Genomic DNA, 16196 nt, shown 5'->3' on the forward strand with positions numbered 1-16196 from the left:
CGTCGTACAGTCATGTGCAACCAAAGGTTGCGGGACGACGAAGGAGACGTGGGATGGGGCAGCGCAGCATCGACCGGGAGATTCACATCGACGCCGCACCCGAGGTGGTCTACGAGGTCATCAGCACGCCGGAGCACCTGCGTGAGTGGTGGCCGGACGAGGCGGAGTACGAGCTGGCGCCCGGTGCCACGGGCACCATCTCGTTCACCAACCGGCCGGACGGGAAAGTCGTGCCGCTGACGGTGCTGGAGGCGGACCCGCCGCGGCGGTTCACCTTCCGCTGGGCGTACAAGCTGGACGCGGTCGCGACGGCGGAGAACTCGTTGCTGGTGACGTTCGACCTGGTGCCGGTGGGCGCGGGCACGCTGCTGCGGTTCTCCGAGACCGGGTTCGACGAGTCGGCCACGTCCGACGAGGTGTACCGCGACCACATCACCGGCTGGGACTACTTCCTCCCCCGCCTCACGCCGTACGTCGACCGGCTGGTGTCGACGCCATGAACGTCACCATCGACGACGACCTCTGGTCGGCCGTCGGCGATCCGACCCGGCGGCGGATGCTCGACCTGCTGCTGGCCGGCAACGGGGGTACGGCGACCAGCCTGAGCGACCAGTTGCCGGTCACCCGGCAGGCCGTCGCCAAGCACCTCGGCGTCCTCGACCGGGTCGGCTTGGTCCAGGTCACACCGTCGGGCCGGGAACGTCTGTACACGGTCGACGAGGCCCAACTCGCCCGCGCGGTCGCACAGCTGTCGACCGTCCGCGACGCGTGGGACGGCCGGCTCCAGCGGATCAAGCGGATGGCCGAGGCCATCCAAGCCCAAAGACAGCAGAAAGGCAGTTGAATGGTCGACATCTTGCACAGAGTCGGAGTCCGGGCGCCCCTGGAGGCCGTCTCCGAAGCCCTCACCACCATCGACGGGTTGGCCGGCTGGTGGACCGAGGACACCCACGGCGACCCGGAGGGCGACGGGGTGATCAAGTTCCGCTTCGCCGGCGCGGGCGGTGAAGGCTTCGACATGAAGGTTGTGGAGTCGAAGCCGAGCCAGCTCGTCCGGTGGGAGGTCGTCGACGGACCAGGCGAGTGGATCGGCACCCACGTCAGCTTCGAGCTCTCCCAGGTCGACGGCTGGGCGATCGTCCTCTTCAAGCACGAGGGCTGGAAGGAACCGGTCGAGTTCATGCACCACTGCAGCACCAAGTGGGCCAGCTTCCTGCTGAGCCTGAAGAAGTACGTCGAAACCGGCAAGGGCGACCCCTCGCCCAACGACGTGGAGATCAGCAACTGGCCCTAACCCAGGCTTGCCAGAAGCTCCTTCAGGCGGCGCTCCTGGGCCTCGCGCTCGGCCTTCAGCTGGTCCTCGTAGGTTCGATCCGCGGCGCCCAGGAGCAACGCCTTCGTCTCCCGGATCGCGCCCGGGAGCGGGGCCAGCAGCGCGTCCGACAGGTCCTTCACCGTGCCGGCCAGCTCCTCGGCCGGTACGACGATGTTCGCCAGGCCGAGCTCCTTCGCCTCGGCGGCCTCGACCCACCGGGACGTCGCACAGATCTCGAGCGCCCGGGAGTAGCCGACCAGCTGGACCAGCGGCTGCGTGCCACCCAGATCCGGGACCAGGCCCAGCGCAGGCTCGCGCATGCTGAACCGAACGTCCGGCGTCACCACCCGCAGGTCACACGCCAACGCCAACTGGAACCCGGCGCCAACCGCATGACCCTGCACTGCGGCGATGCTGACGATCTCGGGGCGCCGCAACCAGGAGAAGCCCGCCTGGAAGCCGGCAATCGTCTCGTGCACCTCGGCGGCCGGCTTCGCGCCGAGCGTGAGCAGCGGCTCCTCGCCGTCGGCGTTCTCGCCCATGATCAGCCGTCGGTCGAGGCCGGCCGAGAACGACGGCCCCTCCCCCGACACCACGACCACGCGCACCTCGGGCGGCAGCGCCGTACCGAAGTCGGCCAAGGCTCGCCACATCGCCGGAGTCTGCGCGTTGCGCACCTCCGGCCGGTCCAGCACGACCCGCGCGACCGGCCCGTCCACCGTCAACCGCAGTCCCAAGTCCGTCATACCCAGGAAGATACTCTGCAGTAACTACGCCAGCGAGATCAGGTCGGCGTACTCGTTCGTCCAGAGGTCCTCGACGCCGTCCGGGAGCAGCAGGACGCGCTCCGGCTCGAGCGCCTCGACGGCGCCCTCGTCGTGGGTGACCAGCACGATCGCGCCGGCGTACGAGCGGATCGCGTTCAGCACCTCGGCCCGGGACGCCGGGTCCAGGTTGTTGGTCGGCTCGTCGAGCAGCAGCACGTTGGCCGCCGAGACGACCAGGGTCGCCAGCGCGAGCCGGGTCTTCTCGCCACCGGACAGCACCCGGGCCGGCTTGTCCGCGTCGTCACCGGTGAACAGGAAGGAGCCGAGCACGCTGCGGGCCTGTGTCTCGTTCAGATCGGGCGCCGCGGTCTTCATGTTCTCCAGGACGGTCCGGTTCACGTCCAGGGTCTCGTGCTCCTGCGCGTAGTACCCGAGCTTGAGCCCGTGCCCGTCGATCACCTCGCCGGTGTCCGACTTCTCGATCCCGCCCAGGATCCGCAGCAACGTCGTCTTCCCGGCGCCGTTCAGCCCGAGTACGACGACCCGCGAGCCCCGGTCGATCGCAAGGTCGACGTCGGTGAAGATCTCCAGCGACCCGTAGGACTTGGACAGCTCGCGCGCCATCAACGGCGTCTTGCCGCACGGCGCCGGGGTCGGGAAGGAGATCTTCGCGACCCGGTCGGCCTTCCGCTCGCCCTCGAGCTCGGACATCAGCCGCTCGGCCCGGCGCAGCATCTGCTGGGCCGCGGTCGCCTTGGTCGCCTTGGCGCGCATCTTGTTCGCCTGGTCGACCAGCTGGCCGGCCTTCTTCTCGGCGTTCGCCCGCTCGCGCTTGCGCCGCCGCTCGTCGGTCTCGCGCTGGGTCAGGTAGGCCTTCCAGCCGACGTTGTAGACGTCGATCTCGGCCCGGTTCGCGTCCAGGTGGAACACCCGGGTGACGGTCTCCTCGAGCAGGTTCACGTCGTGGCTGATCATGATCACGCCACCGGCGTACGACTTCAGGAAGTCGCGCAGCCAGACGATCGAGTCGGCGTCCAGGTGGTTGGTCGGCTCGTCCAGCAGCAGTGTCTCCGCCTGCGAGAACAGGATCCGGGCCAGCTCGACCCGGCGGCGCTGACCACCGGACAGCGTGCTCAGCGGCTGCCCGAGCACCCGGTCCGGCAGCCCGAGGTTCGCCGCGATCCGGGCCGCCTCCGACTCGGCCGCGTAGCCGCCGGCGGCGTGCAGGTCGGCCTCGGCGCGCTCGTACCGCCGCATGCCCTTGGCGCGGGTCTTCTCGTCCGCGCTGGCCATCGACTTCTCCGCGCTGCGCAGCCGCCGGACGACGTCGTCGAGACCGCGGGCGGACAGGATCCGGTCCCTTGCCAGGACCTCCAGATCGCCGGTCCGCGGGTCCTGCGGGAGGTAGCCGATCTCGCCCGAGGAGCTGACCGAGCCGCTGGCCGGCAGGCCCTCGCCGGCCAGGATCTTGGTCAGTGTGGTCTTGCCGGCGCCGTTGCGGCCGACCAGGCCCACCTTGTCACCCGGCCCGACCCGGAACGAGGCGGGTGCGAGCAGCTGACGGGCGCCGACGCGGACCTCGAGGCTGGAGACAGTGATCATCGCGGTGGCAGGCGTCCTCAAGTTCGTGGGATCGGTCGGTGGCGGGTCGGCGGCGCTGCGTCACGACACGGCTGAATCCCCCGCACTCAGGTCTAGTCTAAGTGCTGTGAAATTCAACCCGGACGCGGATCTCGACACCAGCGGTGTCGAGGACACCCGCGGTAGTGGCGGAGGCGGCGGCGGTCTGCTGCCCGGCGGCACGATTCCGATCGGCGGTGGAATCGGCGGCATCATCCTGCTGGTGGTCATCCTGCTGCTGAACGGCGGCCTGCCCGGCGGAGACGGTGGCGGCGAGGAGCCGACAGTGCGCAACACCGCCGCCGGGAACCTCGACTCGTGCAAGAAGGGCACGGACCTGCAGAACAACCCGGACTGCCGGTTCGTGTTCTACCAGAACTCGATCGAGGGCTTCTGGGCGTCCGAGCTGCCGCGCCGAGGCAAGAAGTACACCCGGGCGCCGATGCGCGTCTTCGACGGCTCGGTGAACACCTCGTGCGGACCGGCCACCAGCGCGGTCGGGCCGTTCTACTGCCCGGGCGACAAGCGCGTGTACCTCGACCTCGGGTTCTTCCAGACCCTGCAGACCGAGCTCGGCGCGAAGGGCGGCAACTTCGCCGAGGCGTACGTCGTCGCGCACGAGTACGGCCACCACGTGCAGAACCTCTACGGCATCCTCGGCCGGATCAAGACCCGCAACGGCCCCACATCCGACGCGGTCCGCTCCGAGCTCCAGGCCGACTGCCTGGCCGGGATCTGGACCAACCACGCCACCACCGTCCCGGACAAGGACGGCGACACCTTCATCAGCGGCCTCACCGAGGACGACATCGCCCGCGGCCTCGACGCCGCCGCATCGGTCGGCGACGACCGGATCCAGTCGAAGACCCAGGGCCAGGTCAACCCCGAGAGCTTCAGCCACGGCACCGCCGAGCAGCGGATGCGCTGGTTCAAGACCGGGATGGACTCGGGCGACATGACCGCCTGCGACACCTGGTCCGCCGACTCGCTCTGACCAACGACGAACCGCCCGTATTCGACGTGAGTACGGGCGGTTCGCTGTTGGATCAGGCGACGGCGGCCGGGCGGTGGTAGCCCGGGAGCAGCTCGTCGACCAGGGCGTCGGTCTCGGCCTCGGCGCCGCGGGGGCCGCCGTGCTTGGCGAGCGCGGCGTACATCTGCGACGCCACGTTGGTGACGTCGGCCGGCGTACCGAAGTGCGAGGCCAGGCGGAGCGTGGCCCGCCACAGCTCCTCCGAGGCCGGCGCGAAGCTGAGGCCGGTCTGCAGGGAGGTGCGGGCCAAGCTGCCGTCGTTGTACCGCAGCGAGGCCTCCGCGAGCTTGAGTGCGGCATCGACGACCGCCTCGGCCATCCGGCGCTCGATGCCCGAGGCGGCGAGCCAGGAGTACCGACCTGCGGGCAGGTCCGCCCAGGCCGGGCCATGGACCAGGCTCAGCGCCGTCGACAGCGGACCACGCGGGTCGTCCATCATCGTCGCCTGCTTCGCGAGCGTGCGGAACACGTCCCAGTCGACCCGCACGACGCTGCGGTTCAGCATCCAGCGGCCGGACTCGTCGGCGTACATCGCGTCCACACCCACCCAGCGGCGGGTGTGCTCGAGCGCCGCGTCCCGCAGCTCCTCGCTGATCCCCCGCGGCCAGATCGCGCCGGCCAGCACGTTCGGGTGGACGCCGTAGTCCTGGCTGGCCAGGAACGCGATGATCTCGGTCGACAGCTGCACGCGGCCCTCGTCGATCGTGCCGCGAGCGTCCACCTCGACCGGCCCGAGCAGGTCGACCTCGACCGGCGCCGGCCGGCTCAGGTCGGTGGTGGAGAACTCGTACGCCGGCATGTCCTGCTCGACCCGGCGCTTGTCCAGCGAGTCGGACTCGGCCGCCTCGAACAGCGCGACCAGGTCCGCGAACTGCGCCGGGTCGACGCTGTGGGCATCGACCTCGAGGCCGAGCAGCCGGCAGACGGCCTGGTTCTTCTCGTCCACCACGAACCGCCACGGCGACGCGATCACGTCGCCGACCACGACCACGGCAATGGTGCGCTTGTGGTCGCCGGCCAGCCGGTTCAGCTGGTCCTGTTCGGCCGGCGACGGCGGAGCGGACACGAAGATGATCTCCGCACCCCACAACGCCGCGTCCGGGTGCGCCATCCGGGCCGCGGCCACCGAGTCCAGGTTGCGGCGCGCACACGCCTGGACCTGCGCCTCGGTACGGCGGGTGACCTCGGCGATCGCGTCGTCGAGCCGGACCCAGTAGCTCAGCCGGCCCGGCGACAGCGCGGACAGGTCGTCACCGAACCCGACCATGCTGACGTGCGCGCCCTCGGACCACAGGTTGGTCGCCAGCTCGACCGCGAGCGAGCCGACCACGTCGCGGGACGGGTTGTTCACCCCGCCGAAGCTGACGATGCCGTTCGCGGTGTCGAGGTCGACCAGCACGATCGCGCCGTCCGCGTTCCGCCCGATCGTCACCAGCGTCGGGTACGGCGCCGGCGCCGTCACGTCCGTGGTCGGGGCGTAGGCCCGGCGGAGCGTCCAACGGGTGCCGTCGGCAATCACCTGCCACGGCGCGGGCGGCGGCGGCTGCGCCTCGAACGGGTCGAGCACGAGCGTCAGCGCGCGGTCGGTCACCAGCGCGGCGACGACCTTCGGCATCGGCCGGCTCGCCTGGGTCATGTCCGCGCCGAGCTGTCGTAGCGCGTTGTCGACGAAGCGGGCGGTCGGGATGTCGGAGGCGAGCCGCAGCCCGAGCTCCGTCTGCCGGTGCCCGGCCGCCTTCGGACCGGGGCCCTGCGCCCAGCCACGGCGGCGCCGCAGCGCGAGCGCAAGACCGGCCGCGAGCACCGTGGCCCCGAAGCCGTAGATACCGGCCTCGGTTGCGTTGATACCGCCGTCCTCCACCGCGACCGGAGCGGGCTCGGGCACCTTCGTGCCACCGGCCGCCGGCTCACCCTGCTCGGACTGCGTGCCCGGACCGTGTGGGGCGACGGAGATGCCCGGCTCGCCCGGCTTCACGTTCTTCGCGCCTGGGTCCCGGGTCGCGCTGCCGATCGTGACCGACGAGCCCTTCTCGACCCCCTGGCCCTCGAAGAATCGGCTGCCCGGACCCGGCTCGGTCTTCGACCCCGTGCCGGTCGTCGTCTTGGTTCCCGTCGACGTCTTGGTGCCCGTGGAGGTCTTCGTGCCGGTCGACGGTGTCGTCTTGGTGCCCTGGTTGACGGTCGTCGTGGTGCCGTCGATCTTCACCCGGACGGTGTGCACCCCCGGGCCCTTGGCGTCGGCGGGCAGCCGCACCTGCCAGCCCGGCAGGATCAGGTCCGGGTTGGTGAGCCTGCGGCCGTCGGGCTGGAGCTTGTTCTTGTTGAGCTCGTAGATCTCCTTGTAGCGGCGGCCTTCACCCAGGTAGCGCTCGGCGATGTCCCACAGGCAGTCGTAGTTCCGGCCCTGCGGCGGGCGGACCTCGGTGTACTTGACCACCTGGCCCTTGTCGTCGCTGTTCGTCCGTACGCCGGTGTGCGTGGTGCCAGCCTGGTTGCCGCTGAGCACCGTGCTGCGCGACTCGGTCTGGCGGAAGGTGTTCTTCGACTCCTGGTCGCCGCCCTGCGTCGCCGTGGCCACCGTCGGAGCACCGGTGTTGTGGGTGGTCGCGGCGCTCGCGAGCGGAACGCTCACGCTGGCGGCCGCGCCGATCAGCACGACGGTGGAGACCAGCCGGCGGGCCAGGCCCTGCGAGCCGCCGCCGAGTGGGATCCGTGGCGAGAGGCCATGGCCGCGGATCTCCGCGACCGCCTCCGCGATCAGGCAGACGACGAAGTGCAGCCAGGCGATCCAGATGAAGAAGGCGAGGATGCCGAGCACGGTGTCGATGCTGAGCTCGCTGAACAGCACGTCGCGGCTCGGCATCTTCTCCGGCCACGGCGTGCCGAAGAACCGCAGCAGGACGTACGGGACGCCGCCGACGATCGCCAGGATCGCGAGCAGCGCGACGAAGCCCTTCAGCCGGTCCGCGCCCGGACTCCCCGACCGCCGCTGCGGCAGGCGTGCCGACTGCACCGGCTCATTCGTCCTTACCATCGTTCCTCCATACCCCCACCATCAGCCACCAATGGCCTGCACTTCCTGCACCGGCAACCGCTGCACCGCATGCACGTTCGCCTTGCCGATCGACTGCCAGCCGTCGCCCTGCCCGACCCAGTACGAGACCTCCCAGGTGATGGTCAGCTTCACCGTGTACATGCCGTCCGGCTGGTTCGCGCTGGACCGCTTGTAGATGTGCTTGCAGGTGCTCATCTGGTTGTACGGGTCCTTGGACTCGTCGTACCCGTCCGCGTCGTCGATCGGCGTCGCGCCCATCTCACACTCGAACGGCTCCGACCCGTCGCCCGGATCGACCGTCAGCTGCACGACCATCCCGCGCATCGTCAGGTTGTGCGTCGGGTCGAAGAAGCCACTGTCCAGCTCGTCGCCCTTGGTGATGTCGTTGTTCAGCACCATCGAGCTCTCGGCCGTCAGTGAGAAGTAGGCCGGTACGTTGACCCGCGGCGTGAACGTCGGCTTCACCTGCAGGATCGGATCCGGGTACTGGCTGTCGAAGCGCCACCAGAACTGTTCCATGTAGTCCGGGAACGGGCACTGCGCGCGCTCCGCGTCGTTCACCGGGATGTAGGCCCGCTCCAGGTGCGCCCTCTCGCCACCGTTGTAGGTGTTCAGGTCGTAGTCGGTGATCGTGATCCGCATGACCCACGTCTTGCCCTCCGGCGCCTGCGGCAGCCGGATCCCCTTCGGGATCTCGAAGTCGCGGCACGGGATGAACGGCCGGCCGTTGAGCTTCTGCCGCCAGGTCCGAGGCGGCGGCCCCTCACCCGGGATGTAGTACTTGCCGGAGCTGCAGTACGCGCCGAAGCCGATCGAGTTCACGTACATGCTGCAGACCCGGTTGCCGCTGTGAATCGTGTCGGCGGCGGCCGTCGTGGCGGGGACGGCCATCAGCAGTGCGAGCACGGCACCCAGGACCACCAGTCCACGGCCCACTCGGTTGCGCATCCTCACTCCCCAGACTCGTCTAGGCGCAGATTATCTTCGACCAGGGGCATCATGCCCGTTGCTCAGTGCCTCGTCACCTTTTCGGAATGTGTCGGTTCACCGTTCTGATCTAGGCCGGATAGTTCACTCGCGAACACTTCACTCCGCTCGACGGAGCCAGCCGGTACGGCAGCCAGCCGACGCCGGTCCTGATCATGTCGATGACCTGCGGCGAGCCGCCCGGCGCAACCACTGCCCACTGCTTCGCCTTCGGATCCCAGTACTGCGTCCGCTGCGAGCGGCACGTCTTCACCCGGACCGTTCCGTTCGGCTGGTTCTGCACGCCGAGCACGACCACGCTGCCCGGTGGCCGCATCACCCAGCCGTTGCGCTTGGCATCGACGATGGCCTGCTCGGTGTCGGCGTACCAGAAGGACGGGAACGACTTCCGCAGGATGGTGTCGTCGCGGTCGACCAGCGCCTTGAAGTACAGCGGGTAGCTCTGCACGAGGCCTTGGACGGCGGGGTTGGACTTGTAGTTCCCGGGGACGACGATCACCTGCGTCCTGCGCGGCGCGGTCGTCGCGGTCGTGCTCGCCGGCGCGGACGGCGCCGTGGTCGGCGTCGTCGCACCGGCGGTCGGTGTGCTCGACGTGGTCGCGCCGGACTCGCCGCCGGCGCCGTCGACCGGCACCGGGCGGCCACCGTCGTTCTCGTTGCTGCCGCCGCAGCCGGACAGCAGCAGCACGCCGGCCAGGACGGCTGCGGGAAGGGCGAGGCTTCGCACGGGTGGCATTCCTTCGGGCTCTAACTGGTCGGCGGGCTGGTGGGCGGGGTCGTCGACGGCGACGGGCTCTCCGGGTCGGGAGTCGGCGTGATGCTCGGCGTACAGGTCGACGGGAACGGCAACGGCTCGAGGGTCCACGCCGGCGTCGGCGAGCCGATCGTCCAGGACGGGCACGGCAGGTCGAGCGTCGGCGGCACCGCGGTGCTGATCGGCGCGCCCGGATCGTCGGGCGAGGTCTGCACGGCGATCGGCGGGATCGTCGGGCTCTCGTCCGCCTTCTTGATGCCCTGCTCGGCGTGGGCGGTGCCGATCCCGCTGGCCTTCAGGCTGGTCTTGCCGATCAGGCCGAGGAACGTCGTCTTGTTGTCCAGGGCAACCCGGATCTCGACCTGCTCGTCGGTCAGCTTGGTCGGGCCGCAGGACGTCACGGCCGGGTCGTTGGACGACACCTGCGCGCAGAACCCGGCGATCGCGGTGGCCGCCTTGGCGGTGTCGATCTTCGCCTCGGCCGAGTTCAGCTGGATGCTGGCCGCGCCGACCCGGGCCGCCTCCTGGGCGTAGCCGACCGCACGGGAGCGGGCGCCGAGCTGGCGGCCGCCGTCGATCACCAGGCCGGCCAGGGTGAAGATCATCACCGCCAGGATCGCCACCGCCGGGCTCAGCGCACCGCGCCCGACCGTCCGCCGACGGTTGCTCGGGGCATCGATCCGGAAGAAGTCCGGCACCCGCGAGCGGCGCTCACGAGCCATCGCGCACCCCGCGGTACGGGTCCACCGAGGAGGTGAACCGCTTGGTGATCGTGGTGTCGCCGCCGATCCCGAGCAGGCCGAGGTCGCGGTAGTCGATCGTGCAGGTGACCTCGACCGACAACGGCGTGCCGGCCGCGAACGCGGTGGTGATGGTGCCGCTCGCGGTCTCCTTGCAGGACCTGAACGCCTGGCCCATCGTCCGGTTCACCGCGTCGTCGACGTACCCCTGGGCCTCGCTCAGCGAGCGCGCCTGGCTGGCCGAGCGGGCGCCGTCGCGGGCCGCGCTCTCCAGCAGTGAGGAGGTCTGGAAGTACCGGCCGCAGGCGAGCAGGAACATGAACAGGATCAGCAGGATCGGGGCCAGCACGGCCAGCTCCAGCGCCATCGTGCCCTGCTCGGTCGGCTTCCGGTGCCGTCCGGCGGTCCGGATGTACCGCACCGTCGGGCGGGCATGCCGGGGTGGACGACGGGTCCCCAGCTTCCCAGTCATGTCCTCACTCACTTGTCACTTGTCGTCGGCCTCGAACTGCTCGATCGGCCCGGTGGCGGTGCGCTCGACGTGCAGCTTCAGGCCCGGCACCAGCGAGACGGTGTCACCGGTCACGGTGAACGACACCATCCCCTCGGGGTTGTTGTACGACGGCGGCTCCACCTCCGCGTTCTGCAGCGTGGTCCCGCCGAGCTGCTGCGCGTACGCCTTGATGTCGCCCCGGATCTGCTCGCCGACGCCCTCGTTGTACACCGGCGGCTGGACCAGGCGCAGGCGCGAGACGCCTTCCTGGGCCGCGTTCAGCGCGACCGACCGCCCGTACAGCCAGAGGGCGGTCTGGATCGACATGAAGATCAGCGCCAGGATCATCGGCGCCAGGATCGCCAGCTCGAGGGAGGTCGCACCTCCCTCGGACCGTCGCCGGTGCACCAGGGTCAGCCGTTCTCGATCTCGCCGGTGCGCTTGTCGATGACGCGGCGGACCACCAGGCCGATCGCCAGTGCGGCGGCGACCAGGATGGCCGAGATGATGGCCCATTCCAGCGCGGAGGCGCCGAGCTGGGTCCGTCCCTGCCGAGCCCGGGCCCGTTGGGTGTGGGCCCGCGCCACCGCGTAGCCGGCCATCGCGCGCCAGAACTGCAGTTCCGAGTTCATCCGTATGCCTTCCCGATCATGAGGCCCAGTGCGGGCCTCAGTATGCCCTGTACGACGGACCATTCCGCCCCCTGGATCCGTCCAGGTTGCCCTTACCCGTTTCAGTTCCCGAGGATCGCGATCCCGGCCGGGAAACCGAGGAACAACATGAACGCGGCGCACATGACGAGCTGGGCGACCAGCATCGACTGCGACCGCTCCCCCGCCTTGCCTTCCACGTCCGCGAGCTCCTTGCGGCGCAGCGACGCGGCCCGGGCCAGCAGCGAGGCCCGGATCTTGGCGCCCTCGTCACCGGCCAGCGCCAGCGCCGACGCGAGGTCGCGCAGTTCCTCGACGCCGAGGTCCTCGCCCAGCCGGGCCATCGCGTCCCACGGCGTGATGCCGATCAGCCGCGCGTTCGCCAGCGCCTGCCGGATCCTGGCCATCGCCCAGTGGTCGCCGATGGTGGACGCGGTCATCAGCGCCTCGGGCAGGCCGCGGCCGCCGGCCAGGTTCATCGCGACCAGGTCCAGGAAGCTGCCGACCACGTGCCGGAAGTCGCGCCGCCGCGCCTCCGCCTCCTGCCGCAACGCCAGGTCGGGCAGGAAGAACGCAAACGCCATCGCGCCCAGCGTGACGATCGCCGGGGTCGCGCCGGGCGCGGTGAGACCGAGCATCGCGAACAGGAACAGCACGACCGGGAGGAAGATCATCGCGCCGAGCGCGAAGAACACCTTGGTCGCGAGCATCGCGGCGAACGGCTGGTTCATCACCGCGAGGTCGCGGCGCAGCCGGCCGAACGCCCAGCCGCGCGCGTTCGCCTCGAACTCGAGCCGCCGGCCGAGCGACTCGCGGGCCCGGTCGAGACCGCCGAGCACCTTCTCGCCGGCCGCGCTCTGCGTGGCGGCGCCGCCGTACCCGGTCCGCCCGGCGTCGATCCGGGCGATGGTGGACAGCACGTTCGCGGACGGCTTGATGAACATCCGCACCAGCAGGTACGCGCCGAGGCCGACCAGGCCACCGGTGACGAAGGCCCACGTCATCAGCCCACCACCTCCATCCGGTCGTCGCCGGCCCGCTTGGCCCGCCTGTCGGCAGTGCCGATCAGGAACCGCTCCGGGACCTCGATCTTGGCCAGCTTGCGCAGCCAGACCAGCCCGAGCGCGTACAGCGCGATCACGATGAACAGCACGAACTGCCCGATGAAGCTGGTGTACGGCGCGACGTACGTCGGGTTGAACAGGACCAGCGCGGCCGCGACCAGCAGCGTGATCGCGACGACCACCTGGACCGAGCGGCGGGTCGACCGCCGTTCGGCCGCGACCTTGCGCCGTACGTCGAGCTCCTCGCGGGCCGAGTCGGCGAGCGCGGTCAGCACCTCGCGCAGACCGGGGCCGCGCAGGCGGGCGTTCAGCACCAGGGCGGCGACGATCAGGTCGGCGGACGGGTCGTCCAGGTCGTCGGCGAACCGCATCAGTGCCGAGGGCAACGGTTCGCGGATGCGCAGCCGGTCGACCAGCAGGTTCAGGCCGGGCTTGATCGCCGGGGCGGCGTTCACCGCGGTCGCGGGGATCGCCTGCTCCAGGCCGACCGCGCCGGCGATGGTGTCGCGCAGCGCCTCGGTCCAGGTGGCCAGCGCCTCCAGCCGTTCGATCGCCCGGCGCTCCTCGCCGGTACCGCCGAAGAACCGGTCGGCCATCGCGGCCAGCAGTCCGAGCGCGACGGCGAGGACAAGCCAGCGCGTCAACACCAGGACGATCAGGCCGACGCCGATGCCGGTGCCGAGCCGGACCAGGTTCTTCCGCCCTTCGACGCCGGTGCCGCGGCGGAACAGCGACGGGGTCTCGTCCTTCGGCACGGTGCCGCGGATCGCGACGACCAGCAGCAGGAGCGCGCCACCGACCACCGCTCCGCAGAGCAGTGCGAGCAGGGTCCGGTCGTTCATCGCCGCCTCACCTCACGCCCACGTTCCGTGCACGAGCGGCTGGTAGCCGAAGTACTCGAGCTCGTCCATGCAGGCGATCGGCGCGTGCGCGGCCGCCCGCCCGTCCGGACCCGGGGCGAACACCTCGCCGGACAGCACCCGGCCGTCCCAGCCGGTCACCTCGCGGATGCTCTCGATGTAGCGGCTCAAGCCGCCGCCGCGCTGGTAGTCGTTGTGCTTGCGGACGAACACCACGAAGTCGAGCGCGCCGGAGATCAGCATCTGGGTGGCGTCCATCGGCAGCCGCTCGATCGCCTGGATCGCGTAGGTGCTGATCCGGTTGAACACCTCCATCGAGCTGTTCGAGTGGATCGTCGACAGCGAGCCGTCGTTGCCCTGGCTCATCGCGTTCAGCATGGTGACGATCTCGTCGCCGAGCACCTCGCCGACGATGACCCGGGACGGGTTCATCCGCAGCGACCGGCGGACCAGGTCGGCCATGCTGACCTGGCCGACGCCTTCGGAGTTCGGCAGCCGCTCCTCGAACGCGACCACGTTCGGGTGCAGGTCCTTGAACTCACCCAGGCCGAGCTCGAGCGAGCGCTCCACCGTGATGAGACGCTCGTGCGGCTGGATCTCGTTGGCCAGCGCGCGCAGCAGCGTCGTCTTCCCGGAGTTCGTCGCGCCCGCGATCATGATGTTCTTCCGGGCCGCGACCGCCGCCCGCAGGAACGAGCCGACGTCCTCGGACATGGTGCCGTTGGCAACCAGGTCCTTGAGGAACACCCGGCCCAGGCGGGCCCGCCGGATCGACACCGCCGGGCGTGCGGTCACGCCCATGACCGCGGACAGCCGGGAGCCGTCCGGCAGGCGCAGGTCGAGCTGCGGGTTGGCCGAGTCGAACGGCCGGCTGGTCAGTCCGGCGTGGGCGGCCAGCACCTGGATCAGCTCGACCAGCTCGTCGTCGGACTCGGCGACCGGACCCGGGTTCTCCTCGCGGCCGTCGCCGTACTGGACGAAGACCTGGTCGCAACCGTTGATGTCGATGTTCTCGACGTCGGGGTCGTCGATCAGCGGCTGCAGCCGGCCGACCCCGAACAGCGCCGAGTGGATCGCGCCGGCGATCTGCGCGTCGTCGTCCGGCGTGGGCGGCGTGCGGCCCTCGGCCAGCTCGTAGCGGGCATGGTCCTCGAGCACCTGGACGATCAGCGAGCGGGCGTACTCACGCTCGTCCTCGGCGCTCATCGGCGGTACGCCGTTCACCTGGTCGCGCCGGCGTTGCTCGTTCAGCCGCTCGGCGACCTGCACCCGCAGCTTGCGAACCAGTTCCTGGTCGGCGCTCATCGCCAATCACCCTGCGGTGGAAAGGCAGCGTGGGCCATGTCGAAGTCCTGCGGCGGCGGCGCCGCGACGATGGCGGCCATCTCCGCGGTGATGTCGGTCGCGGAGCGGATCAGCTGGGTCTTGTCCAGCCGGCCGTGACCGCGCCCGTCGAAGAAGGCCGCACCGGCCGGGTCGTAGGCCAGGTGCCACCGGTGCCGCACCGGCACGGACATCGCGTCGAGCACGGTCCACACCTGCTTGACGCCGTCCCGCCGCTTCGGGTCGGCCACCACGACCACACCGAGCTGTGCGTCGACGTGGTGCACCAGTGACGACAAGCGCTCGCGGAGATGGGCCACCGACGAGCCGGTCGCCTTACAGACGAGGACGACCAGGCGGGCGGACTGCACGACAGGCAACTGCGGGGACGAGGCCCCGATGCGACCACAGTCGGCCAGTACGTCGCCGCTCTGCATCTGGTTGAACGAGATGCCGAGGGGATGCCACAGACCGCCCATGCCGCCGACCTGCTCGGGCGAACGGACGCCGAGCATGACGTCGAGACCACCGTCGAGCTGCTGGCTGTGCGCGAGGATCACCTCGTCGCTCAGGCCCTTACGGCTGGCCGCGGCCAGGCTGACCAGACCGCGGTCGGAGTTGAGTGGGGCGCCACCCGGTGCGGTCATCCGGATCGCCACGTCGCTGCCGGCCGGGTCGCACTCGGCCAGCAGCACCTGCCGCGGCCAGAGCGCACCGAAGACGAGGCTGGCAGTCGTCACCCCGGGCGAGCCCTTTGCGCTCGCCAGTGCCACCAGAGCCATCAACCGTCTCCGTCGGTGCGGGAGACCTCGGGCTTGGTGCTCGGACTGAGCTCGGCCAGCACCAGGGTCTTGGCCGCCGCGGCCGCCGCGACGGCGGTCGCCTTCTCGGTCGGGACCAGGATGGTCACGTTCAGCGTGTTCGCGTTGTTCTTCGAGTCCGCGATACCGCCCGAGCTGGCGGTCACCTCGGCGGCAGTGACCAGCGGCGCGGCCTGCTGGCTGTCCTGGCTGGCGGTGGGCACCCGGATCACCGACACGATGTCGCCGACGCCGATGCCGTCCGACGGCGCCCGGCCGCCTTCCAGGGTGACGCCGACCAGCGCGCCACCGCCCGGGATCGGCTTGGTCTTGGTGAAGTTGGCCTTCGTGACGAACTGGTCCTTGTACAGCCAGGTCGTCGTGTACTGGCCGATGTAGTCGTCGGCCTCCGACCACGGGATCAGCGCGCCGGTCGCGCCGGCCAGGTCACCGCGGGCCAGGTCCTTGCGGTCCAGCTTGTGACCGGGCTCGAGCTTGTCGGCGGAGATCGCGACGAAGTCGGACCGGTTGCCGCTGTTCACCGCGATCAGCGCGGAGCCGGCCGCGCCGAGCAGGATCAGGATGACGGCGAGGGCGGCCAAGGCGGGGCGGCGTTCCCGGCTGCTCGGCAGGCGGTTTGTACCACTGCCCGCCGATCTGCCCGCTCCGCGGGTGCCTTGGGAGGAAGTACGCGTGGAGGACGAGAGACTCACGCGCCCTACCGTAATGGCAGCG

18 protein-coding genes are annotated in these 16196 nt (G+C 70.3%); 4 read left to right on the top strand and 14 right to left on the bottom strand.

Annotation, left to right across the window (positions count from 1 at the left end; translation table 11 throughout):
* Window positions 1–53 precede the first annotated feature (53 nt).
* Genes ACWCOV_RS14065 through ACWCOV_RS14075 form a run of 3 tightly spaced genes read left to right on the top strand, consistent with a single transcriptional unit; the run spans window position 54 to window position 1294 of the window.
* Window positions 54–500 (top strand): SRPBCC family protein, encoded by a 447-nt coding sequence (locus ACWCOV_RS14065; RefSeq protein ID WP_449829627.1) that lies wholly within the window; start codon window positions 54–56, stop codon window positions 498–500.
* On the top strand, window positions 497–844 hold the full coding sequence (locus ACWCOV_RS14070; RefSeq protein ID WP_449829628.1) for an ArsR/SmtB family transcription factor: 348 nt from the start codon (window positions 497–499) through the stop codon (window positions 842–844). Before ACWCOV_RS14065 ends, ACWCOV_RS14070 begins: the two co-directional genes overlap by 4 nt.
* Window positions 845–1294 (top strand): SRPBCC family protein, encoded by a 450-nt coding sequence (locus ACWCOV_RS14075; protein ID WP_449829629.1) that lies wholly within the window; start codon window positions 845–847, stop codon window positions 1292–1294.
* On the opposite strand, the gene ACWCOV_RS14080 is transcribed toward ACWCOV_RS14075, so the two are convergent.
* Together ACWCOV_RS14080 and ACWCOV_RS14085 are read right to left on the bottom strand one after the other, a co-directional pair.
* Window positions 1291–2061, bottom strand: a complete 771-nt coding sequence (locus ACWCOV_RS14080) for an enoyl-CoA hydratase/isomerase family protein (protein ID WP_449829630.1) — start codon at window positions 2059–2061, stop codon at window positions 1291–1293. The genes ACWCOV_RS14075 and ACWCOV_RS14080 overlap by 4 nt on opposite strands.
* A gap of 24 nt (window positions 2062–2085) precedes the next feature.
* Window positions 2086–3684 carry an ABC-F family ATP-binding cassette domain-containing protein gene (locus tag ACWCOV_RS14085; protein WP_449829631.1) on the bottom strand — a complete coding sequence of 533 codons (1599 nt, stop codon included), beginning with the start codon at window positions 3682–3684 and terminating at the stop codon, window positions 2086–2088.
* Window positions 3685–3790: 106 nt separating this feature from the next.
* Between ACWCOV_RS14085 and ypfJ the strand changes: the two genes are divergently transcribed.
* The gene (ypfJ, locus tag ACWCOV_RS14090; protein ID WP_449829632.1) at window positions 3791–4696 is read left to right on the top strand and encodes a KPN_02809 family neutral zinc metallopeptidase; all 906 of its coding nucleotides are present in this window, start codon (window positions 3791–3793) and stop codon (window positions 4694–4696) included.
* A gap of 52 nt (window positions 4697–4748) precedes the next feature.
* Here ypfJ and ACWCOV_RS14095 read toward each other — a convergent pair whose 3' ends face one another.
* The 12 genes from ACWCOV_RS14095 to ACWCOV_RS14150 all read right to left on the bottom strand — a co-directional run bounded on the left by ACWCOV_RS14095 (window position 4749) and on the right by ACWCOV_RS14150 (window position 16174).
* Window positions 4749–7769 (bottom strand): hypothetical protein, encoded by a 3021-nt coding sequence (locus ACWCOV_RS14095; protein WP_449829633.1) that lies wholly within the window; start codon window positions 7767–7769, stop codon window positions 4749–4751.
* Window positions 7770–7790: 21 nt separating this feature from the next.
* Window positions 7791–8738, bottom strand: a complete 948-nt coding sequence (locus tag ACWCOV_RS14100; protein WP_449829634.1) for a hypothetical protein — start codon at window positions 8736–8738, stop codon at window positions 7791–7793.
* A 109-nt stretch (window positions 8739–8847) separates the two neighbouring features.
* A complete protein-coding gene (locus ACWCOV_RS14105) occupies window positions 8848–9504 on the bottom strand; it encodes a hypothetical protein (RefSeq protein ID WP_449829635.1) in 657 nt (218 codons plus the stop codon).
* A gap of 20 nt (window positions 9505–9524) precedes the next feature.
* Entirely contained in the window at window positions 9525–10253 is a 729-nt protein-coding gene (locus tag ACWCOV_RS14110; protein WP_449829636.1) for a TadE/TadG family type IV pilus assembly protein, read from the bottom strand.
* Complete coding sequence (locus ACWCOV_RS14115; protein ID WP_449829637.1) at window positions 10243–10743, bottom strand: TadE/TadG family type IV pilus assembly protein; 501 nt, start codon at window positions 10741–10743, stop codon at window positions 10243–10245. The genes ACWCOV_RS14110 and ACWCOV_RS14115 overlap by 11 nt, the downstream gene beginning before the upstream one ends.
* Before the next feature lie 15 nt (window positions 10744–10758).
* Complete coding sequence (locus tag ACWCOV_RS14120) at window positions 10759–11172, bottom strand: TadE family protein (protein WP_360521320.1); 414 nt, start codon at window positions 11170–11172, stop codon at window positions 10759–10761.
* Between the two features lie 5 nt (window positions 11173–11177).
* Window positions 11178–11396 (bottom strand): hypothetical protein, encoded by a 219-nt coding sequence (locus ACWCOV_RS14125; RefSeq protein ID WP_132210455.1) that lies wholly within the window; start codon window positions 11394–11396, stop codon window positions 11178–11180.
* A 101-nt stretch (window positions 11397–11497) separates the two neighbouring features.
* Entirely contained in the window at window positions 11498–12418 is a 921-nt protein-coding gene (locus ACWCOV_RS14130) for a type II secretion system F family protein (RefSeq protein ID WP_449829638.1), read from the bottom strand.
* A complete protein-coding gene (locus ACWCOV_RS14135; RefSeq protein ID WP_449829639.1) occupies window positions 12418–13320 on the bottom strand; it encodes a type II secretion system F family protein in 903 nt (300 codons plus the stop codon). The genes ACWCOV_RS14130 and ACWCOV_RS14135 overlap by 1 nt, the downstream gene beginning before the upstream one ends.
* Before the next feature lie 12 nt (window positions 13321–13332).
* Window positions 13333–14643 (bottom strand): CpaF family protein, encoded by a 1311-nt coding sequence (locus ACWCOV_RS14140; RefSeq protein WP_449829640.1) that lies wholly within the window; start codon window positions 14641–14643, stop codon window positions 13333–13335.
* Window positions 14640–15443 carry a hypothetical protein gene (locus tag ACWCOV_RS14145; protein WP_449829641.1) on the bottom strand — a complete coding sequence of 268 codons (804 nt, stop codon included), beginning with the start codon at window positions 15441–15443 and terminating at the stop codon, window positions 14640–14642. The genes ACWCOV_RS14140 and ACWCOV_RS14145 overlap by 4 nt, the downstream gene beginning before the upstream one ends.
* Complete coding sequence (locus tag ACWCOV_RS14150) at window positions 15443–16174, bottom strand: hypothetical protein (protein WP_449829642.1); 732 nt, start codon at window positions 16172–16174, stop codon at window positions 15443–15445. The genes ACWCOV_RS14145 and ACWCOV_RS14150 overlap by 1 nt, the downstream gene beginning before the upstream one ends.
* Between the last annotated feature and the right edge of the window lie 22 nt (window positions 16175–16196).

Source organism: Kribbella sp. NPDC002412 (assembly GCF_053592935.1).